Annotated in this window: 23 protein-coding genes, 2 tRNA genes and 1 pseudogene; 5 read left to right on the top strand and 21 right to left on the bottom strand. The window is 41.2% G+C overall.

The features are described from left to right. The 11 genes from RZO55_RS16875 to RZO55_RS16825 all read right to left on the bottom strand — a co-directional run. On the bottom strand, positions 1–1,078 hold a 1,078-nt coding region (locus RZO55_RS16875; protein WP_318065425.1), incomplete at its 3' end, for a PucR family transcriptional regulator. Between the two features lie 101 nt (positions 1,079–1,179). Beyond that, positions 1,180–2,292, bottom strand: a complete 1,113-nt coding sequence (locus RZO55_RS16870; RefSeq protein ID WP_318065424.1) for an ABC transporter ATP-binding protein — start codon at positions 2,290–2,292, stop codon at positions 1,180–1,182. A gap of 321 nt (positions 2,293–2,613) precedes the next feature. Next, the gene (locus tag RZO55_RS16865; protein WP_318065423.1) at positions 2,614–3,198 is read right to left on the bottom strand and encodes a class I SAM-dependent methyltransferase; all 585 of its coding nucleotides are present in this window, start codon (positions 3,196–3,198) and stop codon (positions 2,614–2,616) included. A 28-nt stretch (positions 3,199–3,226) separates the two neighbouring features. Next, on the bottom strand, positions 3,227–4,066 hold the full coding sequence (locus RZO55_RS16860) for a CvfB family protein (RefSeq protein ID WP_318065427.1): 840 nt from the start codon (positions 4,064–4,066) through the stop codon (positions 3,227–3,229). A gap of 1 nt (position 4,067) precedes the next feature. Beyond that, positions 4,068–4,793 carry an acyl-[acyl-carrier-protein] thioesterase gene (locus RZO55_RS16855; RefSeq protein WP_318065422.1) on the bottom strand — a complete coding sequence of 242 codons (726 nt, stop codon included), beginning with the start codon at positions 4,791–4,793 and terminating at the stop codon, positions 4,068–4,070. 122 nt (positions 4,794–4,915) lie between these two features. Beyond that, a tRNA-Gln gene (locus RZO55_RS16850) sits at positions 4,916–4,987 on the bottom strand. A gap of 155 nt (positions 4,988–5,142) precedes the next feature. Next, positions 5,143–6,852, bottom strand: a complete 1,710-nt coding sequence (locus RZO55_RS16845) for a glycoside hydrolase family 2 protein (RefSeq protein WP_318065421.1) — start codon at positions 6,850–6,852, stop codon at positions 5,143–5,145. Positions 6,853–6,863: 11 nt separating this feature from the next. Then, a complete protein-coding gene (locus RZO55_RS16840) occupies positions 6,864–7,709 on the bottom strand; it encodes a carbohydrate ABC transporter permease (RefSeq protein WP_318065420.1) in 846 nt (281 codons plus the stop codon). Positions 7,710–7,714: 5 nt separating this feature from the next. Then, positions 7,715–8,626: a carbohydrate ABC transporter permease gene (locus RZO55_RS16835; protein WP_318065419.1), complete on the bottom strand. Its 912-nt coding sequence runs from the start codon at positions 8,624–8,626 to the stop codon at positions 7,715–7,717. Between the two features lie 12 nt (positions 8,627–8,638). Continuing rightward, positions 8,639–9,994: an ABC transporter substrate-binding protein gene (locus tag RZO55_RS16830; protein ID WP_318065418.1), complete on the bottom strand. Its 1,356-nt coding sequence runs from the start codon at positions 9,992–9,994 to the stop codon at positions 8,639–8,641. Between the two features lie 45 nt (positions 9,995–10,039). Further along, positions 10,040–10,180 carry a hypothetical protein gene (locus tag RZO55_RS16825; protein WP_318065417.1) on the bottom strand — a complete coding sequence of 47 codons (141 nt, stop codon included), beginning with the start codon at positions 10,178–10,180 and terminating at the stop codon, positions 10,040–10,042. Between the two features lie 27 nt (positions 10,181–10,207). On the opposite strand from RZO55_RS16825, the gene RZO55_RS16820 reads away from it, so the two are divergent. Genes RZO55_RS16820 through RZO55_RS16810 form a run of 3 tightly spaced genes read left to right on the top strand, consistent with a single transcriptional unit; the run spans position 10,208 to position 14,626 of the window. Continuing rightward, positions 10,208–11,983, top strand: a complete 1,776-nt coding sequence (locus RZO55_RS16820) for a sensor histidine kinase (protein ID WP_318065416.1) — start codon at positions 10,208–10,210, stop codon at positions 11,981–11,983. Further along, positions 11,983–13,509, top strand: a complete 1,527-nt coding sequence (locus RZO55_RS16815; RefSeq protein ID WP_318065415.1) for a response regulator transcription factor — start codon at positions 11,983–11,985, stop codon at positions 13,507–13,509. The genes RZO55_RS16820 and RZO55_RS16815 overlap by 1 nt, the downstream gene beginning before the upstream one ends. Position 13,510: 1 nt before the next feature. After that, a complete protein-coding gene (locus tag RZO55_RS16810; protein ID WP_318065414.1) occupies positions 13,511–14,626 on the top strand; it encodes a glycoside hydrolase family 88/105 protein in 1,116 nt (371 codons plus the stop codon). A 141-nt stretch (positions 14,627–14,767) separates the two neighbouring features. Here the strand turns inward: RZO55_RS16810 and RZO55_RS16805 are convergent. The 9 genes from RZO55_RS16805 to RZO55_RS16765 all read right to left on the bottom strand — a co-directional run bounded on the left by RZO55_RS16805 (position 14,768) and on the right by RZO55_RS16765 (position 21,981). Beyond that, positions 14,768–14,839: transfer RNA gene (locus RZO55_RS16805), tRNA-Gln, on the bottom strand. A 103-nt stretch (positions 14,840–14,942) separates the two neighbouring features. Next, complete coding sequence (locus RZO55_RS16800) at positions 14,943–16,385, bottom strand: anti-sigma-I factor RsgI family protein (protein ID WP_318065413.1); 1,443 nt, start codon at positions 16,383–16,385, stop codon at positions 14,943–14,945. 8 nt (positions 16,386–16,393) lie between these two features. Next, positions 16,394–16,972, bottom strand: coding sequence for an RNA polymerase sigma factor (locus RZO55_RS16795; protein WP_318065412.1), 579 nt, complete (start codon positions 16,970–16,972; stop codon positions 16,394–16,396). A 76-nt stretch (positions 16,973–17,048) separates the two neighbouring features. Beyond that, positions 17,049–18,227, bottom strand: coding sequence for a cation diffusion facilitator family transporter (locus RZO55_RS16790; protein ID WP_318065411.1), 1,179 nt, complete (start codon positions 18,225–18,227; stop codon positions 17,049–17,051). Positions 18,228–18,257: 30 nt separating this feature from the next. After that, positions 18,258–18,998 carry a tRNA pseudouridine(38-40) synthase TruA gene (truA, locus tag RZO55_RS16785; RefSeq protein ID WP_318065410.1) on the bottom strand — a complete coding sequence of 247 codons (741 nt, stop codon included), beginning with the start codon at positions 18,996–18,998 and terminating at the stop codon, positions 18,258–18,260. Continuing rightward, positions 18,995–19,444, bottom strand: a complete 450-nt coding sequence (locus tag RZO55_RS16780; RefSeq protein WP_318065409.1) for a VanZ family protein — start codon at positions 19,442–19,444, stop codon at positions 18,995–18,997. The genes truA and RZO55_RS16780 overlap by 4 nt, the downstream gene beginning before the upstream one ends. A 5-nt stretch (positions 19,445–19,449) precedes the next feature. Further along, on the bottom strand, positions 19,450–20,616 hold the full coding sequence (locus RZO55_RS16775; RefSeq protein WP_318065408.1) for an aminotransferase class I/II-fold pyridoxal phosphate-dependent enzyme: 1,167 nt from the start codon (positions 20,614–20,616) through the stop codon (positions 19,450–19,452). A 129-nt stretch (positions 20,617–20,745) separates the two neighbouring features. Further along, entirely contained in the window at positions 20,746–21,357 is a 612-nt protein-coding gene (locus RZO55_RS16770) for a L,D-transpeptidase family protein (RefSeq protein ID WP_318065407.1), read from the bottom strand. A gap of 24 nt (positions 21,358–21,381) precedes the next feature. Next, on the bottom strand, positions 21,382–21,981 hold the full coding sequence (locus RZO55_RS16765) for a cytidylate kinase-like family protein (protein WP_336624320.1): 600 nt from the start codon (positions 21,979–21,981) through the stop codon (positions 21,382–21,384). A 363-nt stretch (positions 21,982–22,344) separates the two neighbouring features. Between RZO55_RS16765 and RZO55_RS25930 the strand changes: the two are divergent. After that, positions 22,345–22,722 (top strand): annotated as a pseudogene (locus RZO55_RS25930) (helix-turn-helix domain-containing protein); the annotation flags it as partial. Positions 22,723–22,993: 271 nt separating this feature from the next. After that, entirely contained in the window at positions 22,994–23,305 is a 312-nt protein-coding gene (locus tag RZO55_RS16760; RefSeq protein WP_318065406.1) for a hypothetical protein, read from the top strand. Between the two features lie 391 nt (positions 23,306–23,696). Here the strand turns inward: RZO55_RS16760 and RZO55_RS16755 are convergent, their stop codons facing one another. Then, positions 23,697–24,059, bottom strand: coding sequence for a hypothetical protein (locus RZO55_RS16755; RefSeq protein WP_318065405.1), 363 nt, complete (start codon positions 24,057–24,059; stop codon positions 23,697–23,699). Positions 24,060–24,303 lie beyond the last annotated feature (244 nt).

Here is a 24,303-nt window from a genome sequence, read left to right as displayed (position 1 = left end):
GGTTCTCCATATACTTCATATATTTAACTACCATCAGGGCAATCTTAAAGGTAATCGCATCCTCAAACACCCGAAGATCCAGACCAGTACTCTTCTGCAGCTTGTCTAATCGATATACTAACGTATTCCTATGAATATACAGCTGTCTGGAAGTCTCGGATACATTCAGGCTGTTCTCGAAGAACTTGTTGATGGTGGTCAGTGTCTCTTCATCGAAATCATCTGGTGATTTGCCGTCAAAGATCTCTTTAATGAACATACGGCATAATGGCAGCGGAAGCTGATAGATCAGACGTCCGATTCCTAGCTTGCTGTAAGCCACCACATTCTTATTACTATAGAAGATCTTTCCTACATCCATCGCCATCTTGGCTTCTTTATAGGATCTGGATACTTCCTTGATCTCACTTACAATGGTACCGAATGCTACATGTACCTGGGTCATAGCCTCTGTGTTGAGCATGTCCAGAACCGTATTGGCCGTCTTTTCCAGATCCTCATAGCTCTCGCCTTCTTTTACCTCTTTTACAAGAATGATATTCTTCTCGTCAACGGCAGTCACAAAATCTTTTGTTTTTGCTGCAAATAAATTGCGTACTGTCTCCAGCGCATTCACATCTTTTTCATGCTGTGTTTCAATAATGAAAACAACACGCTTGATATTTGTTTCAATGTGAAGCTTTTTTGCCCGGTTGTAGATATCAACCAGAAGCAGGTTATCTAATAGAAGATTCTTGATAAAGTTGTCCTTATCAAATCTCTCTTTATATGCGACTAAAAGACTCTGAATCTGGAAAGATGCTAATTTGCCAACCATATATACATCATCACTTCCGCCTTTTGCAAGGAGGATGTATTCTAACTGATGCTCGTCGAAAACTTTAAAAAACTGATATCCCTGGATTACCTGGCTGTCTGCTGGAGAATCCACGAACGCCAGGATCGAACTTTCGTAATCTTCCGCATCAGGAAATGTGGTAGCCAAAACCTTTCCTTCTGTATCGCAAATACACAGATCTATTCTTGTTATTCCTTTTAATCCTTCAATGGTTGTTTGAAGTATTTGATTCGAAATCATGGCATAATCTCCTTTTTCGTAAATTTACCTTATTCTATATTAATGCAAAAAGTAAAAAAAAGCAAGCGAGTATCATACCCGCTTGCTTAAAATTTCATAAATTAATTTAATACAACTAATTCTGTATCTTTATCAAATACATGAACTTTTGTTAAATCAAGAGCAAGTTTAACTGTATCGCCAGGTCTTGCAGTTGTACGAGGATTTACTCTTGCTGTAAAGTTTACATCATCTACATCAAAGTATAAGTAAACTTCTGCTCCCAGCAGCTCGTAAACTCTGATTGTTGCATCAATTACACTTGCAGGAGTGGACTCAAGGAATGCTTCCTCGTCGTGAAGATCTTCCGGACGGATTCCTAAAACAACAGTCTTTCCAATGTAGCCTGCATCTTCCAGTTTTTTTGCTTTCTCAGTTGGAAGTGCAATGGTATTGCCGCCAAATGTTAACGTAACATCGCTGCCTTTTTTAGCAACGGTAGCTTCAATTAAGTTCATCTGAGGTGCTCCGATGAATCCAGCTACAAACTTGTTGTCTGGCTTATCGTATAAGTTCTGAGGGGAGTCAACCTGCTGAATGACACCATCCTTCATAACTACGATTCTGGTACCAAGTGTCATAGCCTCTGTCTGATCATGTGTTACGTAAACCATTGTAGCTTCAAGTCTCTGATGTAATTTAGAGATCTCAATACGCATCTGGCCTCTCAGCTTAGCATCAAGGTTGGATAACGGCTCATCCATTAAGAATACTTTGGGGTTACGAACAATGGCACGTCCCATGGCAACACGCTGTCTCTGTCCACCGGATAATGCCTTTGGCTTACGATCTAATAAATGTTCCAGATCAAGGATTCTTGCAGCTTCATTAACCAGCTTATCAATCTCATCCTTGGGAGTTTTTCTCAGTTTCAAACCAAACGCCATGTTATCGTATACTGTCATATGTGGATACAAAGCGTAGTTCTGGAATACCATTGCGATGTCGCGGTCTTTGGGTTCTACATCGTTCATTAACTTTCCATCGATGTAAAGTTCTCCGGCTGAAATATCTTCCAGGCCAGCAATCATACGAAGAGTTGTAGATTTACCGCAACCAGAAGGTCCTACAAAAATGACAAATTCTTTGTCTGCAATTTCCAGGTTGAAATCCTTAACTGCCTCAAATCCGTTCGGATATCTCTTGACGATGTTTTTCAGTGATAAACTAGCCATTTACTAATCCTCCTAAAAAAATATAATATATTCTCTGTTCAGAACTACAAGCCCCCACAGCCGCAGTTCTATGTCTCTGAAACAATCATACATGAATTGTTTTTTTTTTACCATATTCGTATTTACCAAAATCCATTTGGGCCTTTTGGCTAATTTGTATAACCATTGAAAAAACTGATTGAAACGTCAAAATATCAAGAGACAGGCTTGTACAATTCTGTCTATATTCGATAGTGTATGACTATTTTGCCACTTATTTGGTTATATATTACAAGGCGATGCCGTTATTTTCGACATCGCCTTGTAATATTTTAAAATAATTTATTTCTTTTTCGCAAGTACGTTCAGCCATCTTACGTCAGAATGACCAGAACGTATATCATCTGTTTCCCACAGCTTCTCAATTTCAAATCTGCCGTTTTCCCTTATCATCTGAGATATGGAGTCCTCAGTATAATCACTGAAATACCTCTCTCCCCTGAATCCCTCAAAATCCCCCAGCTTAAAAGACATATATAGAATCCCCTTATCATTTAAGGCCCTTGCTATCTTTGTAAGAATGCCGGACAGTTCCTTTTTCGGAGTATGAAGCAGGGATGCACACGCCCAGATTCCATCAAAAACATCATCAAAATTCATCTGCTCAAATGTCATCTGTAGTACATCAAGACCTGTATGAATTTCCGCAAGCTTGCACATCTCACTGGATGCATCAAGCGGCGTTACATCATATCCCAGCTCATATAGAGTGAGGCTGTCTCTTCCTGATCCGCAGCCTAAATCCAGAATCGTATCACCTTCTTCAAGATGGCTTAAAAATTCTTTCATGATTTCTGACATATCCTGATTTACTGTCTCTTCAAATTCCTTTGCCGCATACTTATTATAATAGTCTATCGAGTCCAAAACAATCCTCCTGTTATCCGCTTACCCGCTAATTAATCACTTCAATTTTGTTTTCTGTTATTCTGACTTTTTCTTCTTTGAGCAGATGTCCCACTGCACGCTTAAATGCATTCTTGCTCATGGAAAATTCTCTTTTAATTCTGTCCGGATCCGCTTTATCCGTAAATGGCAGACTCCCTGAAAACTGATCCTTAATAATCTCAAGTACCTTTGTGGAATCTGCATCCATTTGAATATATGCCTTCTGTCTCGGACTTAAGTCCAGTTTTCCGTCTTCCCTTACCTTAGTAACCCTTGCTGTTATCTCATCGCCTTCCTTGTAATTCTCAAAAAGCTCTTTTTTAGGTATCAGTCCGTAGTACTTTTTGTCTACAGCAACAAATGCTCCCAGCGTATCGCTGAACTCGTAGATAATTCCGGTTACCTGATCATCCTTTTTATAAGGTGACTGGTTGCTCATGTGGGAATATACCCGCATGGTTGCAGCCAGGCGCTTGCTTTTATCAATGTATAATGTGACAAGAACGTTCTCACCAGTCCGGACCTTATACGTCTGCTCTTTATATGGCAGAAGCAGATCCTTCTCCAGTCCCATATCCAGAAATGCACCGATTTTGCCCACTTCCTTCACTTTCAGAACTTCGGTCTCCCCAACCAACAGCTTCGGAGCCGTAGTTGTGGCAATTAGCCGGTCCTCGGAATCCTTGTAGATAAAAACTGTAATCTTATCTCCCTGACCAGTACCTTCAGGAACCTGTTTTTTGGGAAGCAGTACAGATACTTCACTGCCGGCATCTTCTCCTAAATACACACCGAACTCTTTCACCCTCTGAACTGTGAGGGTCTGCATCTTACCTAATTCTATCATCTTATATCCTCTCTGTTGTTCCACGCAGCCAAATGACTGCGTAAGCTGTCCCCTGCTCATCACACAGAGAAACAACGTAACCTTCCTCTGTCTTGCTGACTCTGGGATAGACTGCATCTCCAAAGACTGCTGCTTTCTTATATTCCACCCTCAGTTCCGATACCTCCATACCATCAGGAAGCACTTCCCTGGCAATCTCCACATACTTCGAATTGTTCACATGATGATTGGTATCAATGTGATGCTTGCCCACTATCACCGGTGCACAAGCCAGATATTCCTCCGGCACAGCAATTCTGCGGGGTGCATACTCCATATCAAGGGGCTTCTCCCACGTAGTACCATACCCCCGGATATCATCTGCCTCAATCTTTGCCGGCCGACCCTTTTGCGTATCAAATAAGAACCAGACAGAATTAGCCCTTACCAGATAATTGCCTTTATGGTCACATACGGTAAAGTTACGGTACCCGTAAAATCCCGTAAAATCATAGGGCCATGTACTGATAACAATTTTTTCTCCCAAAGCCGGATAACGATCCACTACAATCTGCCAGGACGATAACCACCAGGCTTTGTGCCGATTGGTAAAATACGACACTCCCAGTCCGTTATCCTCTGACTGGAATGTAGAACAATCCTGCAGATAATTCATGATACCGGTCAATGTCAGTTTTCCGTATTCATCTGTCTCACTATATCGAACCCTGCTGCCGAATGTATACATCAAAATTTTCTCCTCAAAATTATATAACATTATAAAGCATTTTTTAATTCTTGTCCAGATAAAAGAGAAAGAGATGATAAATCACAAAAAAAAACGGAACCTCATCAGGTTCCGCTCAGGAACTGGGCTACAAGGATTCGAACCTTGAAATGACGGAGTCAGAGTCCGTTGCCTTACCATTTGGCGATAGCCCATCAACACAACAAAAGGAATTATACAAGATTTCATTTAAATAGTCAAGCTATTTTTTACATTTTTTCAATTCATGACATAACCTGTCCAGTTCACTGCGCATGTGGATTGCAGTCCAGCCGGACGGCTGAACTGATCCGCAAACAGAGACAGTCGTTTATTCGTAGTATTTCTTTCCGAATATCCTCTCCAGCAGTTCCAGGGGAACCTTAGGTGTTCTGTCTTCCTTTAACAGCCCGTTTGTTTCCTGCATGACATCCGTAAGCTGGGTATAACAAAATCCCGAAAATTTTCTGCTCTTAATCAGAGAATCCGTAACTGGCTCCAGACGGTTCATAAACTCCTCCAGGCTTCCTGCTTTATTGTAATAGCCCCAGCCTGTTTCATCGGAAGAAAATGCAATTCCGCCATATTCTGTCATCAGAACTGGCTGCCCCCCATACTTCTGCCCTTCTGCAAGTACCATGCGGCGCTCCGCCAGACCATATATAATTTCTTCCATGCAGTCATATTTGCCTGTATTTTCCGGCATCAGCTCATAATCATGCAAAGCCAGGATATCTGTGTGTTCCGTCTGTTCCCAGCCGTCATTTCCGCTGACTAATCTGGTTTTATCCAGTGCCTTTGCCTGATAATACAACATATTGGAAAAATTCTGCTGGCTTTTATCCGTCCTTATATTTCTCATCCCCCAGCTTTCATTTGCTGTAACCCAGGTAATAATGGACGGATGATTGTAGTCCCTTTGGATAAACTCAGTAAGCTCCCCTGAAGTACGTTCCAGAGTATTGTCTGTGTATTGAAAGCAGCTTGGCATCTCTCCCCATACAAGAAACCCCAGCCGGTCCGCCCAGTAGTAATATCTGGGATCTTCCACTTTCTGATGCTTTCTTGCACCGTTAAACCCCATTTTTTTTGCGAGTATAATATCTTCTTTTATGGCCTCCTCATCGGGAGGCGTCAGAAGGCTCTCCTTCCAGTACCCCTGGTCAAGAATCAGTCTCTGGTATAATACCTCACCATTTAAAAGAATTCTTCCATTGGATACGCTGACTGACCGCAGTCCGAAATAGCTGTATACCTGATCATTTAGAAGAAGCGCCTGCATTTCAATTAAATTGGGCTTCGCAAGCGTCCAGATCAGTTCTTCCCTGCGCACATCTAAGTCTGGCAAGGCTAAAATCCCTTTCCCGTACCCATTTTCGCAGATAATATTAATACTGCCAAGATCCTTTTGCATGTCTCCCCCGGCTGGTATGCTTCGAAATGAAATTTCCGTTTTCAATGCCTTCATGGAAGAAACGAAGACCTCACAAAGAACCTCATTACGATCCAGATCAGGAGTTGCCTTAATTCGTTTTATATAACTTTTTCCTGCATACTCCAGCCAGACACTCTGCCAGATACCGGTCGTCGGTGTGTACCAGCACGCAAAGTTTTCCCCTGTCCATGTCTGTTTTCCCCTGGGCTTATCTGCGTCACTATAATCCATTACCTTAACTGTCACAATATTTTTCCCTTCTGTGACCAGTCCGGTAATGTCAGCCTCAAAAGGAGTATGACCGCCTCTGTGTCCTGCTGCATAGGTCTGGTTGACATAAACTTCAGCTTCATAATCCACAGCCCCAAACTTTAAAAGCAGGCTTTTTCCTGATAAACGGTCTTTTTCCACCACAAATTCTTTCAGGTACCACACAATATGGTGAACTTCTGCCGTACCGATTCCGCTCATTTCAGACTGATAACAAAACGGAACTTTAATTTTTTTATCAAATAGCGGTTCGTCAAACGAAAAATCCCATTCTCCATTGAGACTTACCCATTCATCCCTTCTAAAATCAGGTCTTGGAACATTTTCCTTTATCATATTTCTTCTCCTTATCCCTTTAAGCCTGATGTACTGATACCCTCCACCAGGTATTTCTGCAGACAGATGAAAATAGTAACTGCCGGCAGGATGGACAGAGTTGCCATTGCAAACATAGCGCCGTAATCAGAGGATGACCCCGGATCCGAGAACAGCTTAAGTGCCAGGCTGACCGGATACTTGGCAGATTCATTGATATAGAGCAAGGCGGACAGAAAATCATCCCATCTCCACATGAAAGAAAATATACTGGCAGTGATCAGTGCAGGTGTGATCAGGGGCATGACAATCCTGGTAAATATACTATAATAAGAGCACCCGTCTATTTTAGCTGCTTCATCAAGTTCCCTTGGAATACCATCAATGAAATTAATCATCAGATAAACAAAGAACCCCTGAATGGCAAAACTATAGGGAAGAATTAATGGCTTATAACTTCCCACCCAGCCTAATTTCTGGTACCATAAATATTGAGGGATCATGAGCACCTGTGCCGGGAGCATCATGGAAAGCAGCATTGCTGCAAATAATATTTTTCTTCCAAAAAACCGGCATCTGGCAAGTCCATAGGCTACCAACGCCGAAGAAAAGACAGTTCCAAGCGTTGCTGTAACAGCAATAAAGAACGAATTCTTAAAGAACACGGCAAAAGAAATTTTTGCAAATCCCTTCCAGCCATTGATATAATTAGTCAGTACAAATTTCTCCGGAATCAGCTGGCCGGCTGTAAGAAAGATGGTATTTGTTTCTTTAAAGGAACTCATAACCATCCACACCAGAGGATAAATCATCACCAGCCCCAGGCCACACACAATTATGTGGTATAAAATTTTACCTGCCTTTTTTCTGGTTTTCATCTGACTCACACCCCTTCCGTATAAACCCAGAATTTCTTAGTTGCAAACAGAGCCACAGTAATCAAACCAATCAGCCCCAGCATTACCCAGGCGAGAGCTGCACCATATCCGGTATTGTAAAACTCAAACGATTGCTGATACATATAAACGGTATAAAATAATGTGGAATTAAGGGGTTTGCCCTGGGTTATAATAAAACATTGTGTAAATGCAAGAAAACCGTTAATCATCTGCATAACCAGATTAAAGAAAATCGTCGGTGTCAAAAGAGGCAGGGTGATTTTGAAAAACTGAGAAAATTTATTAGCACCATCCACCCTGGAGGCCTCATAAAGTGTTACCGGAATCTGCTTTAAGGATGATAAAAAAATCAGCATGGAAGAACCGAACTGCCAGATGGCAAGTATAATTAGGGTCCAGATCGCCGTATTCTTATTTCCAAGCCATGGAAAGCTGGTATGTATCCCAAAAAATCCCAAAAGCAGATTGATAACACCATCCGTTGCAAACATTCGCTTCCATAATATAGCGACTGCAACAGAGCCTCCGATAATGGAGGGCAGATAGTAGGCTGCCCTGTAAAAGCCGGTCGCCTTTGATGACTTCAGCAGAAGCAACGCTACCAGCAGTGCGAAAATCAAACGCAGAGGAACTGATACAAAGGCGAAATAAAACGTAACCCCTATGGTTTTAAAAAACACAGCATCGTCAGTAAACATTTTTATGTAATTATGCAATCCCTTGAAAACAGGCGGGGACAAAATGTTATAATCACATAAAGAATAGTAAAAAGAAATTCCCATAGGTACAACCATAAACAACAGAAAGCCGATGATGAACGGAAGACAGAATACTACCCCCGCAGTGCTTTCTCTGTTCAGGAAATGTCTGAGGCCTGCGCCTTTGTTATCTTTCATTGACAACCTCCGTTATTTTTTGCTCATAATGCTGTTGGCTCCGTTATAGAATTCTTCCGCGGCTGTTTTGGCATCGTACACACCATAGCACAGCTGTTCCTGAACCTGATTGAGGAGATTGGATACTTCACTGGCTCCATCTGGCTGAGGCGGATTGATCGGAGAACAGTTGGGAGTTACGACTTCATTGACATATTTAATCACCTTCTGGTCCACATCACTCATTTTTGGTGCCAGATCCTGTGCGATTACACTTGAAGCGGGAACACCTCTTTCTCCCAGTAAAATATTGTTTGCATCACTTGAATTAGTCAAAAAGTTAATAACTTTCACAGCTTCTTCTGGATTTTTAGAATGTGCACCAACGGAAAAGAACTGGCTGGATTTCAGATAACCGGATTTTTTCGGGTCTGCTGACGGCCAGGTAGTAATGCCGATTTCCATGCCTTCCGGAGCTGCTTTCTGCATTGCAGTCAACTGGTTAGAGTTATAAAAAGCACACCAGGACATGGTTTCCGGGCTGGATCCATAAACAAGCGGTTCCTGCTCTACAGAACCGATTGAAAGCTCGGCAAACACACCAGGGTCGATAAACCAGCCTTCCTTAATTCCAGTCTCATACATCTGGAAAAATGGAATATAATCTTTCTCTTCTCCTCCCATCTTTTTGTCCCCATAAAGAACGACATCAGAACCTCTCATAAAATAATCCAGATAAGCTCCTGCATTGTAATAAGCGACGTTGGTTTTATAGCCGGTTTTCTGGTAAACCTCCCTGCATAAATCAATGAATTCATCTGTAGTCATATAATCCTTAACAGTAATTCCATTCTTATCCAGAAGTGTTTTATTATATAGAAGTGACGGAGCATTAATTCCTGCACAGATTGCATACACGCCTTCGTTCACCGTTCCGCTTGCCATGGTGTTCTCAGAGATGTTTGAAACATCCAGGGTACCGTCTTTGATATACGGAGTCATATCCTCCAGAAGTCCGTTTTTCACATATTGGTCAATAAACGAATAATCCATCTGCACAATATCAGGTATTGCCTGCCCTGCTGCTGAGGTTGCCAGCTTATTCCAGTAATCAGACCACTCTGAGAACTGTCCTTCAATTGCTATTCCCTGATTCTGCCCTGTATATAAATCCAGGGCTGCCTGGGTTTTTTCATTTCTGACCTGGTTCCCCCACCAGCTCATAGTCAGTTTAACATCACCGTTTTCCCCTTCAGTGACTGCCTGGGTAGTATCTGCAACTGACCCTGCAGTGGTATCTTCCGTAGCAGCTTTCTCACTGCCACCGCATCCGGAAAGTGATGCTGCTGCCATAACAGCCGCCATTAGTAACGCAATTTTTTTCTTCATAAAACCTTCCTCCATTCATCTTTTTTGCATATCAGATGATTTTTATTATACTTCCCCCTCTGTATCCAGTAAATGATTAAAACCGGCTTCCAGGTTGAAAAAACCGTGTTGTGTGTATAATTTGAATAGTTCTTTATCTCCACCGGTTGTATTGGTGAAGTGTTTTATATATAATTTAGCTGTCATTAATCCAATATCCGAAAGGTGGTTTTTATGAAGCACTTTATTAGAAATCTTTCCTTAAAAAAGAAAATACATTCCATTGTATTTTTTTGCATATTCCTGCTGGCCTTAGCTTCTCTTTTTAGTATCCAACTCATAACAAAGGCCAATCAGAAGGTGCTTTATCAATCTGTGGCCTCCTCCTTATCCTATACCGGTAAAGAGTTAAATAACCGCCTGGACAATATTTCTACAATGGCTGATATGTTTCTGGCTGATACAAACATTCAGAAAGGACTTGGAACTTTAAAAGATTCCTTAAGCGTGCAGGATCGTTCCATAGCATATAAATCACTTTACGGAACGTTAAATGAATATTATTTTACTTTTCGTAAAAACAATATTAATTATATGAGCCTTTATCAGGACCATTATTCAATCCATACTCATATTTCAGCAGGAAATATGCTGCCGGACTCCGTTGTTGAATATCTGGTTTCAAGGGCTGAAAATGCCAGGGGACGTACCATATGGATAACCGACTACAGCGGTCAATATGGTCTGTTTATGGTCAAGCATTTACTACGGACCGAATATTTAAATCTGGATTCACTTGGTACACTGATTGTAAATATCAATATTGACGGACTTATTAATGCAGCCACCGACACCAGTCACTTTAATGAAGATACCCACTATATTCTTTCCAGCAGAGAGAATTTAATCTATAACTCCTCCATTATCAAAGCAGACAGACGAGCTCTGTTTCATAATTATTTCCATTCCAGATACGGACTTGTTAATCAGAACGGAAACAGCTTTTTCTATGTGAAGGGGATCATACCGGAATATGGCTGGGATTATGTCTGTCTTATTCCATATGGCAGCATTGCGGATTCGCTCCGGACCAGCCTTGAGATCTGTCTGATCATTATTGCAGTTTCCATTGGTCTGGCAATCCTTATGTCCTCTTCCCTGATCGACTCAATCACAAGACATTTCGATAATCTGCTTTTAAAGATGGAGCGTTTTGCCGCAGGAGAAACAGAGAACCTGCCAGGTTCCTATGATTACAGCAGGCGGACGGACGAACTGGGAATTCTGCACACCTGTTTTGACCAGATGGTGGATAAAGTAAATCAGCTGATTAAAACTAATTACTTAAAAGAAATATTGATAAAAGAAGCTCAGTTAAAAGCTCTGGAAAACCAGATGAATCCCCACTTTTTATACAATACCCTGGAATCTATTAACTGGAGGGCAAAAACGATTGGTGCAAAAGATATTTCTTCCATGACGGAATCTCTGGGTAATCTTCTTCGCATCACCCTTGACCAGAAAAACAAACAGGTTCCGTTAAGCAGAGAACTGGAGCTGGTTCGATGTTATATGACCATTCAGAAATACCGCTATGAAGACCGGCTGGAGTATGAAATATATGCCCCGGAAAATCTTGCAGAGTATTATGTATTAAAGCTGACTCTTCAGCCATTGGTGGAAAACGCAATCCGATATGGACTAGAAGAAAATACCGAAGAGTGCCGGATTTATATTACAGCTGAAACAGACGGTTCTGCCCTTATTGTTACAGTTAAAAATAACAGCTCTGCCTTTGAGGAAGACATTATAAATAAATTAAAAAACCGGGAAACAAATCCTCATGGTTTTGGCATCGGGCTGTTGAATATATCAGAGCGTATGAAACTGACTTACGGAGATCCATATGGTCTTACACTTTTTAACGAGGACGACCAGGCAGTAGCGCAGCTTGTATTTCCACTGAATCTTACATCTGAAGACATTACCGATACGAAAGGAGAATCTTAATGCTTAAATTAATCATAGCAGATGATGAACGGGTAATACGGGAGTCCATCTCATCCCTGATCGACTGGAACAGTCTGGGAATTGAACTGGTGGGAACCTGCCGTGACGGGATTGAAGCCTATCATATGATTCTCGATGAATCACCGGATATTGTTATGACCGACATCCGAATGCCAGGTCTCTCCGGATTAGAACTGATTGAGCGAATTTATCAGGCTGATTTGGATACCCAGTTTATCCTGCTCTCCGGGTTCGGTGAATTTGAATATGCGAAACAGGCAATGAAATACCGGGTTCACCATTATCTGCTGAAACCCTGTAATGAAGAACAGATTGTGGAAAGCATGCAGGATGTAATAAAAGAGTATTATCATCGTCAGGCTTTTCAGGATCTGAAGGAGGGTCAGAAGGCACTGACTGCAAACCTCCACCACAGCATTATGGGGAATATTATCAATGAGCAGATCTTTAAGTCTGACCCTGGGGAATACTCCTGGACTGCCTATTCGGGATTTATGGATTTTTATCATACAGGATACGAATTGTGCTTCCTTCACTATTTGGAGGAGACATACTTAAATTCCATCTTAAGTCTCATTTATGATTACATGGCAGAACATGCACCTGGAATCGAATTATATTGCATCTATGTGAAAAACTCCCTGATTCTTTTTTTTGAAAGATATCAGGTCTCATACGAACAATTTGATGTATTTATGCAAAGCTTAACCCCCAAAGAACTGCCCTTTCAACTGGATTACAAACGGATTACATTCCAGAGCCTCAACCAGCTTTTGGAAGTTCTGATTACAAAGATCCGGCGTTATGGAATTATCTATTACATGAATGGACTGGAGCCAGTTCCCACCTGCAATTATAAAAACTTAATTACAAAAATAGAACAACTGACTGCAAGTCTGATTGAAGCAGATGAAACAGAATTAAAGCCCCGCCTGGAAGAACTGACTGCAACATTAAACGATATCAGCAACACAGATTTTTTAAAACAGGCCTGTTCACGAATCTTAATAAAACTGGCAACAGAAACCAGCTATCTGTCGTCGGTAGATACTACGGAGTATTTAATGGACTTAAACCAGCAGAGTGAGTATGGACAGATCCGCCATATGCTCTGTAAGAAGCTGAATGAAATCCTAAAGAAATCCTCTACCCGCTCTCAGCGCTACAGCCCTTTTATCGATAAGATTATACACTATGTAGAAGATCATCTGGACGATCCTAATCTTACATTAAAATGCATTGCTGAAAATCATCTTTTTATGAATGTTGATTATGTCAGCAAGCGGTTCAGTAAGGAAACAAAACAAAAATTTTCAAACTACATCACTGCCCTGCGGATTCAAAAAGCCAAGCAATTATTAGCAGAAGGCCATACAGAACAAATTCAATGGGTTGCGCAGCAGGTAGGATGTGGAAATAATCCCCAGTATTTCAGCCAGATATTCAAAAAAAGCACGGGGATGACACCAAGCGCATACGCTAAAAAATTAAATGGAGGAGATTGACATGACAAACAAGGAATTACTTCCGAAAATTCATCTTGTGATGGACAAACTGATGAACCTTGGAGGCGGAGATTATGAAAATGACCGTTCCGTCGGAAAGGAGGAAGCAAGCCGCGGAATCATAGCCAGAGACTTTGGTATTGAAGAATGGGACTGGCCCCAGGGCGTGGGCCTCTATGGTCTTTTAAAACTTCAGAGATTTTATAAAGATGACCGTTACACAGAATTTTTTAACCAGTGGTTTCAGAACAATTTTAAAAAAGGACTCCCCAGTAAAAATATAAACACTACTGCCCCCTATCTTGTTCTGGCCGAGCTGCTTGATACGTTCCAGAATCCAGATTACGAAAAACTTTGTCTGGATCATGCACGCTGGCTGATGACAGAATTGCCCAAAACAAAAGAAGGTGGTTTCCAGCACGTGGTAACTGCAATCGGAAACCGCGACGGCGTCCTGCTTAATGAAGGAGAAATGTGGATTGATACTTTATTTATGGCAGTTTTGTTTTTAAATAAAATGGGCCATCGATTTAAAAATAAGGAATGGATCAGTGAGACTCTTCATCAGGTATTGCTGCATGTCAAATATTTATATGACAAGCATACCGGATTGTTTTATCATGGCTGGAGTTTCCAGTTAAATAGTAATTTCGGCGGTATTTTCTGGTGCAGAGGTAATTCCTGGTTTACTTATGGTATTTTAGAATTACTAGAGTCATTTGACAACACACTGGATCCGGGATTAACCACTTATCTGACAGATACTTACAAAGCACAGGTAAACGCCTTAAAAGAGTTACAGGCACCTTCTGGTCTGTGGCATACCGTTCTCACTGATCCGGATAGTTATGAAGAAGTATCCGGATCAGCCGCCATCGCTGGTGGTATTTTAAAGGGAATTAAAATGGGAATTCTGGACGAAACATATTCTGACTGCGCAGCACGGGCCGTGGATGGAATCTGTAAAAATATAGATGAAGACGGAACCGTCCTGCATGTTTCCGCAGGAACCGGTATGGGTTATCACGCTGACCATTATAAGAATATAATGATCCGTCCCATGGCTTATGGACAATCACTCACTTTGATCGCTCTGATTGAAGCACTAAACGAATAATTAGTGATATTGGGCTGAAAAAGAACAGGCGTTGATTTGCTTTCGCAGACCAACGTCTGTTTATATAAACAAAAATACCCTGACGTTAAATGCAGCTTCCTGCCTCATACAATCAGAGTATCTTTTCTTCTTTTATCTTCACTGGGCTACAAGGATTCGAACCTTGAAATGACGGAGTCAGAGTCCGTTGCCTTACCATTTGGCGATAGCCCATCAGTGCAACGAGTGTATTATACTATAGCTTTCCACTTTGGTCAAGCAAAAATTTACATTTTATTTCCAAAAATTCAATGAGCCAGGAAGGGCTTCAATTTACTCAAATCCCTTCCTGATTAACTGCTTCTGTGGTCTTTTCCTCAGCCTTGGCTGTATCTGTTTCTGCTGCTTTCTGAGTTGTAGTCTCCTCAGGTTTTGTTTCAGTTGGACTCGCCTGTGTTGGATTTGTCTCTGCCGGCTCTGTATCCTCAGGCTCCGTATCGTCTGCTTCCCCATCACCGATTACAGGCGTTTCAAAAACTCCCTTTACAGTCGTCTGCTTCCCTGACTTCGGTGATATACCGCCAAGAACAAAGGTGTATTCCACGCCCCCCTCTAATCCGGATACATTGATCTCACAATAATCAGAATCCGTATCACCAATTTTTGAAGAGTACGTTGTACCATCCCCATCCTTTACCGAAACTGTAGGATTTTTCCATTTGACTCTGGTTATAAAGTGAACCATGATAAGGCCGTTCTCATAGTCCACATAATCAATCTTTATTTTCTGTGATGTAACCACATCTTCCGTAGTGGGTGGTACAGCTGTAGTTTCCGCAGATGTAGCCGGCTGTGTAGCAGGTGTCTGCGCAGGAACCTGACTCGTGGCCTCTGCTGTGGTTGTCTCCGGAGTTGTTTCTGTTACAGATTCTGTCTCCTGTCTGGTAGTAGTCTCCTCAGTGGTCTGAATACTGGTCTGGGTTTCACTTTTCGTATCCTCTGAGACCTTTGTTTTCGCTCCTACCGCATAGGATCTTTCTGTAATAACCTTTGCAATCTCCTCCATGGTCAGGGGTGCCAGCTCTTCCATATCATCCATGGAAAGTGAAGTATTCTGGTCAATTAACTCTTTTAAGAAATAAGCTTTTCCATAAGATATATCATACTGCCGGGCCAGTTGTTTTACATCATCTTCCTCGATCACCTGCTGGTCATACACCACAGCTTTTAACCTTTTTTCCTCCAGAGTCATTCTAATATCACTGACCACTTCAGATCTTAAGTTAGATGCCTTTTTAATACTGTCATTAGATACGGTTACCAGAATTGCATTATCAAGATCATCAAGAAAGCCGTGGGTTACCAGCGATCCAATGATGGCATTAACAGCCACATTTAAATCAACACCCTCCAGATCCATATCCTTAAGAATTGTCTTCCCGTCCGCATTAACAGCCTCTGCTTTCAGCACCCGGTTTTTTTTATTCACAGAGAGTTCAACACTTGGATTTACATCAATTCCTATGACAGAATCCACTCTGCTGTTCTGGAAGCTGTAGGTCCCTCCCGCAAGCATAATCATGCAAAAGCAGGCTGCAATCAGCCCGGCAATCACCCTCTGCCTTTTAAAGAAAGAAGGTCTGGAATATCCGTTCTCCATAATCTGTGGTGTATTAAGGTCAATCCGGTCAAGGACATTGGGAATCAGATCATCAGTAGCAGATTTTAAGGAGGCTTCGATCTGTTGTCTATTTAATTGTCTGTGTTTATCTCCAGCCATATCAAAGCCTACTCCTCTCTTAAATAATTTTCCAGTTTTTTCATAGCCCGGTTATAGCGGGACAAAGCAGTTGCCAGAGGAATCTTTAAACTGGCCGCTATTTCTCTGTGTTTCATTCCAGCAGAGGTATGAAGGAGAACTACTTCCCTCTCCTCTTCCTTTAAAATTGACAAGGCAGCAAGCAATACCATCTTATCCGCTGCCATCTCTATCTCTGAACTTACCTCTCCGGTTTCCATTCCCGATAAATCTTCCAGAGTAATGTCCGAGTCATGCTTTTGTTCCCGAAATCTCATATAGCATAAGTTCCGTGCTATGGTAAACATCCACGCTAAAGGTTTCCCCTGGGATTTGTAGCTCTTTGCAGAAGTCCAGATCTTTAAATAAACTTCCTGCATGATCTCCTCCGCATCCTGTGGGTGCTTTATAATGGACAGAATAAAACTGTACATTGTGCGGTCTGTATTCTGATATAAACGTTGAAATGCCTCCTGGTCGCCCTCTGCCACTTTTTTTAGAAGTGCCTCGTCGCTCAACTGGCTGTAATCTTCAACTCCGCCAAAGCTCATCAATCCCATAAACAGCATGGATCCGATTTCCTTTCTATTAGGTTAATGCTGATTTCTGTCATCTTATTGCATAAAATGGAAATTTTTTATTTCCTTATTTTTCCACACCAAAACCGCTTTCGGCAGTTATGACAAGACAGCAGCGTTTATCTATCTCAGTTACCTGTTTTGTAATCTCTTCCTTCAGCCATTCCCTTTTTTTACGGTCATACTCCCTGGGAACCACCAGATCAAAGATCAGATTAATCTGATCCGTCCCTTCAATCATTCTGAAATCATGAAAGGTTACTCTGTCATCAGTTTTCTGAATCACATTTTCCACCATACTTCCAAATTCCCTCACTTTACAGTCCCTGGTTTCCACCGGGTCCATATGAATAACAAGGAATATTCTGAATTTCTTCAATGCTTCCCGTTCTATACGGTCAATAATCTCATGTGATACCTCCACATTCACATCATTGGGAACCTCCGCATGAATGGACGCCATACTTCTGGTGGGTCCGTAATTATGGACAATTAAGTCATGGCTTCCTATGATACCGTCATACCCTTCCACAAAAGCAGTGATATCGTGATACAGCTTTGGATCAATAGGCTCTCCGATTAATGGTGTAAGGGTATCCTTGGCAATTTTAATACCAGCCCACATTACTATCACAGAAACGACCACACCTACAATTCCATCGATGTTCAGACCCAGGATACCATAAATAAGAACAGATACGATTGTAGAGGAAGTTGTAATTACATCTCCCAAAGAATCTGCTGCTGTGGCTTTCATAACAGCTGACTGAATCCGGTTTCCAAGTTTCCGGTTAAATAATGCCATCCACAATTTCACTAGTACAGACAATAAAAGGATAAAAACAGATATGGCATGAAAGGACATCTCATCTGGATGAAGAATTTTATCTACCGATGTTTTAAAAAGAGTAAACCCTACCTGTATAACAAGAAATGCAACGATAAACGCTGCAATATATTCCACTCTGCCATGCCCAAAAGGGTGCTCTTCATCTGCTGGTTTGTCCGCCATTTTCACACCGATAAATCCGATAATAGAAGAGGCTGCATCCGATAAGTTATTAAAGGCATCTGCCATAACAGAAATACTGTTAATAAAAAGTCCCATTAATATCTTTGCACCAAACAGAAGAATATTACAGAAGATTCCTACCACACTCGCCATCAGCCCATAGCGGGTCCGGACATGTGAATCCTCTGTATTTTTATAATCCATCACAAACATGCGAACCAATAAATCAGTCATATTTCTCCTTTCCTGATTTCATTGATCATTTTATTTATAACTGACACATTCCAGAAAAAGGCCTTCCGGAGGTACTGTATATCCTGCCTCTTTTCGATCCAGTGCATGCAGTATTCCAGTCATTTCCTCCGGACTGCGTTCTTTCAGTCCAACTTCGATTAATGTACCCATTAAAATTCTTACCATGTTATAGAGAAATCCATTCCCGGTAAAGCGGATGAAAAGTCTGCTGTCCTCTTTCTGAAACTTAATGTTTTTTAAAGTCCGTACCGTTGATTTTTTCATTTTACTGTTGGAGCAGAAGCTCTTAAAATCATGCTCTCCGCAAAGAAAGGCAGCTGCCCGTCCCATTGCTTCCACATCCAGATTTTTGTGAAGCCCATAGATATATTTTCGCTCAAATACCTGACTCTTCTCCCCCATCTCAATGCGGTAAAGATATGTCTTTTCCACCGCATTCAAACGGCTGTGAAATCGTTCCGGAACCTGATTAAGTGCCTTCACCCTGATATCCTCAGGAAGATAATGGTTCAGATATACTAATAATTCCTGTTCCTTCTTATCTGTATCTATATGGAAGTTAGCCACCTGATTCACAGCGTGGACTCCAGCATCTGTTCTGCCTGATCCATGTACTTCAATGTGATTCCCAGACATTCGTTCCAGAACATGTTCAATTTTTCCCTGTATGGTCTGATCTGTATTTCCCTGCTTCTGCCACCCATCATAGCGGCTTCCGTCATATTCAACTATAATCCGATAATTCTTCATATTTTACTCCATTCTTTTGTGTATATAAAAAACAGGAGTGCTGCAATCACGGTTCCGGCTGCCACTCCTGAAAAGTCCAGCCACACATCAGAAATCTGTCCTGATCTGCCTGATACAAACAGCTGGATTGTTTCATCAATAAAAGGAATCATAAAACCTGCCGTTCCATGAATAAACAAGCGCTTCTCCATATCAAAATCATATAATTTCACACACTGATACAAAATCAATCCTAACAGAGTATATTCTGTAAAATGCCCTGCTTTCCGGATTATATGTTCTGTCAGCCACCTGCTCTCAACCCCGGCAGTAGTAAACAGATTTTTCAACAGTTCCAGAACATGTCCGCTGTCTGCTGATGAAAGATCAGCTGACTTAAGAGAATTGGAGTAAATAAGCAGAATATATAAAACTGCTGCCACTGTCCAAATCAATCTTTTTTTCATACGTATCACCTCAAGATCCCGCTCTGATCCACCTGCTTTGCAGCCTGAACCAGGACTGGCTCTTCCTGTACCAATGCCAGTCTTACATATCCCTCCCCAGACGGGCCAAATGCACTTCCCGGCGTTACCAGAACTCCTGCCTTATCAAGAAGTTCTCTGCAAAATGTCTCCGAATCGCTGAAATTCTCCGGAATCTCAACCCAGACAAACATAGTAGCCTGCGGTTTCTCCATCTTCCATCCGATCCGGGTCATATGATCACACAAGGCGTCTCTGCGTTTTTCATAAGCCATCCTGGTTGTTTCAACACAGGACTGATCTCCAGTAATGGCTGCAATTGCCGCTTTCTGAACAGGAAGAAACATTCCATAGTCCATATTAGATTTCAGGGTTTTTAATTTTTCCACCACTTCCTGATTCCCCAGACAGAAGCCAATTCTTGCCCCTGCTAATCCATAGGTTTTGGAAAGAGAATTAAATTCCACTCCAACCTCTTTTGCACCAGGAAAGCTTAAGAAACTCTTGCAATGACGCTGGTCAAAAACCAATTCACTATAAGCATTGTCATGTAAAACTAAAATATTATATTTTTTTGCAAATGCAATTAATTTCTCATAAAAACAGTCTGGTGCCATGGCCGTGGTAGGATTATTGGGATAGGAGACTATCATAAATTTAGCTTTTACAGCAACATCTTCCGGAATTTCCGAAAAATCAATCAGATAATCCTTTTCTTTTCTCTGGAGCATGTAAAAAAGACTGGCTCCGGCCAGTAAGGGACCGTCTGCAAACACTGGGTAGCATGGGTCCGGAACAAGTACGACGTCTCCTTCGTTAACAACAGACAGCGCGATATGCGCCAGTCCCTCTTGTGAACCAAGAAGTGAACTGATTTCTGATGCCGGATTAAGCTTCACTCCATATCGTCTCTCATACCATGCAGCAACTGCTTCTAATAACTCTTTCTGATCATTGATAGCATAAATATAATTTTTCGGATCTGAAGCCGCTTCACAAAGAGCATCTGTAATATGTTTTGCAGGCGGAATGTTTGGTGCTCCCACGCTTAAATCAATTACCAGTTCCCCTCTCTCCTCTTTCCGGCGTTTCATCTCCAGAAGTTTAGAAAAGATACCCTCTCCAAAATGATTCATTCTTCTAGCAAATTGCATGGACATTCCACCTCTGTCTTTTTCTATTGAAGTATAATTAGTTATTATAGTACAAAGGTCCTTATATTACAAGGACAGGCACTAAAAAAGTCCCCAAAAACGGCATATACCGTATTTGGAGACTACTTTCTATGGACCAATTATGACAGGAACTCCCAGATTGCAGTAGCTCCATAGCACATCCATCACCGCATTATCAACCGCCACACATCCATGTGTCGTTCCGTCAGGAACTCTGCAGCCATGAATCTCAATTGCTCCGCCCAGAGCCGTTTCCCATGGCGGCTGCTGTCCGGCTAAATTCGCATTGATAATCTGGTCTCTTTGTTCCTGTGTAATGATTCCTTCTTCAAATCCCCGCTTAGCATCTTCTACACCCGGATAAGAAAGTCCAAGTGCCAGATAAGCCACGCTCTTATCGTTTCTGGTACAAACATAAAACTGGCCGCTGGGAGTTCTCATATCACCTTCTACTTTTTTGTTGCCATCAGAAGACGATGCACCTATGGAAACGGGATACTCCCCGATTAAAACTCCATTCTGCTTTAAAGACAGGGTTTTGGTCCGCTTGCTGACGTATATGGAAACACCGTTCAAAGAAGCTGTATTACCTTCCTTAAGATCCGTTCCCGGCCCCACTTCATCCTTGGCATAACCGCTTGTCCCTGCCAATATTGTTATTATAATTGCCATCAACGCTGTTACAAAATATTTGTATTTATTATTAATCTTTATACTCACACTTCTGCTCCTTCAAAACTATATTCAATTACAATGCGCTAAATAACTCAGAACAGCCTGATAACAGGCTTCTATACCTGCAAGGCCGCTGTCCAGACAAAGATGGTAATTCTGAGCTTTTCCCCATTCACAGCCTGTATAATACTGGTAATAATCCTTTCGCTTCCGATCCGTTTCCCGAATCTTTTTTTCTATTAACTCCGGGGCCAGATCTTTATTTAAAGAAGTAATTCGTTCTATCCGATTCTCAACGCCTGCATATACAAACAGATTGATGCTGTCTTCAAGAACGCGGTCCGCACACCTTCCAACAATAATACATGAACCCTTTTCAGCCAGACTTTTAATCACTCTGGACTGGGCCAAAAAAACCTGATCAGATAAGGGGACTTCATACAGGGGAGAAAATGAAGTATATATATTTGGTTCCAATGATTGCTCTGTTACGGGAATACTTTCATAATAACTAAGAAACTCTGTCTCAGATAAATTAGTCTCCTGTGCAGTTAAAGAAATTAATTCTTTATCGTAAAACGGAATCTCAAGTTTCTCTGACAGCCTCATCCCCAGTTCCCTACCCCCGCTTCCAAACTCTCTGCTTATGGTAATCACACGATTCAACATATCCCCTCCTTATCTTCCGTCAGGCAATCCTCTTAGTTCCTCTTTAGACTTCCACTATTTCTGTAGAATATTCTGTCTTCTTACTTTTATGCATCCATCCGCATTTTATCACATTATGAAATCTATGTACATCTTATTTCCTTATTTAGTCCATATTGAGAATTGAAAAAGTAAATTCCACTCCCTTTTACCTAGGTAGAGTTTACCTCTGTACAGTTTATATTTACTCTTTCATACATACATGATATCTTTATATCTCCTTCTGACAGCAGTAGAAGGAGATTTTATGAGTAAATATATTCATGGTAACCAGAAGCATCTCACTCTGAAGGATCGTGTTTTTATTGATAACTCTTTAATCAAAATCTAACATTTAAGAATATTGCAAAATACCTGTGCAAAGATCCAACCACCATCTCTAAGGAGGTCAAGGCCAGACGTTCCTCTGACTGGTATCATAAAGGCACCTTTTACAATGCCAAGAAATTCTGCATTCACAGGTTTAGCTGTCGAAAAGTAAATGTCTGCAAAAAGATTCTTGTATGTGGGGTCAAATGTGTTTCCTGCCCGACCTGTCAATCAATGAACGCTGCATCCGACTGGATAAGGCTCCCTACGTCTGCAATGGCTGTGACAAGAAAATCTCTCACTGTACCATTGCTCACAAATATACATACAATGCACGGTTTGCCAACCGCAAGTATCGTGAATTACTCAGCAAACCGCGAAAATGTCACATGACACAGATCACAGATCGTTCTGTTTTTGTCAACAGATCCTATCTTGATTTTCAGTCTTTGGACCTTGAATACTTTGCAGAAATGGACACGGTTCATTCTTCCCGTGAACCGAAAAAAACTCTATTACCGATGCACCAAAGGTGCCGTACGGTTTGTATTTGACCATCTTGAGAAACGACTGGGAACCTATGAATTCGTTTCCTTATTCGAATACGTATTAACTGACCGTGGCTCCGAATTTGGTGATCCTGAGAGCCTGGAGACTGGGACCAGTGAAATCCAGCGCTGTAGTCTCTACTACTGTGATCCAATGCGTAGCGGCCAGAAGGGGGGGGGGAAAATGTCATACCATGCTTCGCATGTTGCTTCCAAAAGGAACCAGCTTTGAGTTTCCAACTCAATGGGACGTGAATCTGATTGTTAATCATATCAATTCTACACCACGAGAATGTCTGATTGGTAAAACGACATATGATAAGGCTTTAGAATCATTTAGCGAAGATACCTTAAAAGCACTTCAGCTTAGGCGAATTGCCCCTGATGAGGTCAATCTGACACCTAAGCTGATTCGCTACAACCGTTAACTAACTTACTTAAATCTGCTGTCGGACTGGAAGTGAGTTTTTCACATTTTTTGAATGTGGCCGGTGGAATTACACGAAACTCCAGTGGCCTGTTTTCTCTGTCCTGAAACATAAATTTTTGTAAGAAGTTAGCTTAATTTTAGCAGAAATCTTAGAATAATGCTCAAAAACATCTATCATCTACGATAACTTTTAAAAGGTGATGGAATTTAGTCCTGCAATGACCAAAGACTTTCGACAAATAAAAAAGCGCAATATAAGACTCGTACCTTCAGCTTTTCCTTAATAAAAATGGGTAAGCTCAATATGGCTGCCCTTTTTTGCTATGCTGCTAATCTTTTATACTATAACGCTGTATCACTAAAGTCATGAGCAGCCTTCAGGGCGGAGTTTAGTAACGGTTCCGGTCAAACAATTGTTTTAAAAACAAAATTCTGATAATATCTCTTAAATTAAAATCACGAAAGCGCCGGCGCCGGCGTCTGTCCCAATCTCTGTCTCTGTATCTGTCCCTATCTCTGCCATCCCAACCTCCGAAACCGCCAAATGGTATCTGCTGAGATGAGGTCTCTCCCATCTCCTGTCCATAATAATCATCATAATCGAAATTCCTGACAAAATTATCAATCATATTATCCCAATCTCTGAGGGACTCTTCTCCGTTCATATTATTCGCTACAATAGTGGATCTAACTGTTTCATCTAACATTTCATATAATTCTGAAAATTCAGCCGCGAATACATCTAATTCCATCTAAAAATTACTCCTTACTCATTTTTTAGCTAAATTACTTTTAATATATAATATTGAGTGTATGAATAATAGTTCACGTATTTATAAAATTATTTATCACATAACGATCAGCCAAAACGAATATTAAACAATTAGCGGAGTTTATAATTATGATATTATCAGAATTGTTAATTAGATATTTAAGATTACTTATGTAAATAAAAAAAGAATTCCCAGAAAACCGGAAACCCTTGTTTACACGAAA

Source organism: Clostridium boliviensis (assembly GCF_033342255.1).
GTDB classification, from domain to species: domain Bacteria; phylum Bacillota; class Clostridia; order Lachnospirales; family Lachnospiraceae; genus Lacrimispora; species Lacrimispora boliviensis.
The sequence above is the reverse complement of the archived record's forward strand: the minus strand, read 5'-3'. Positions and strand labels throughout refer to the sequence as shown.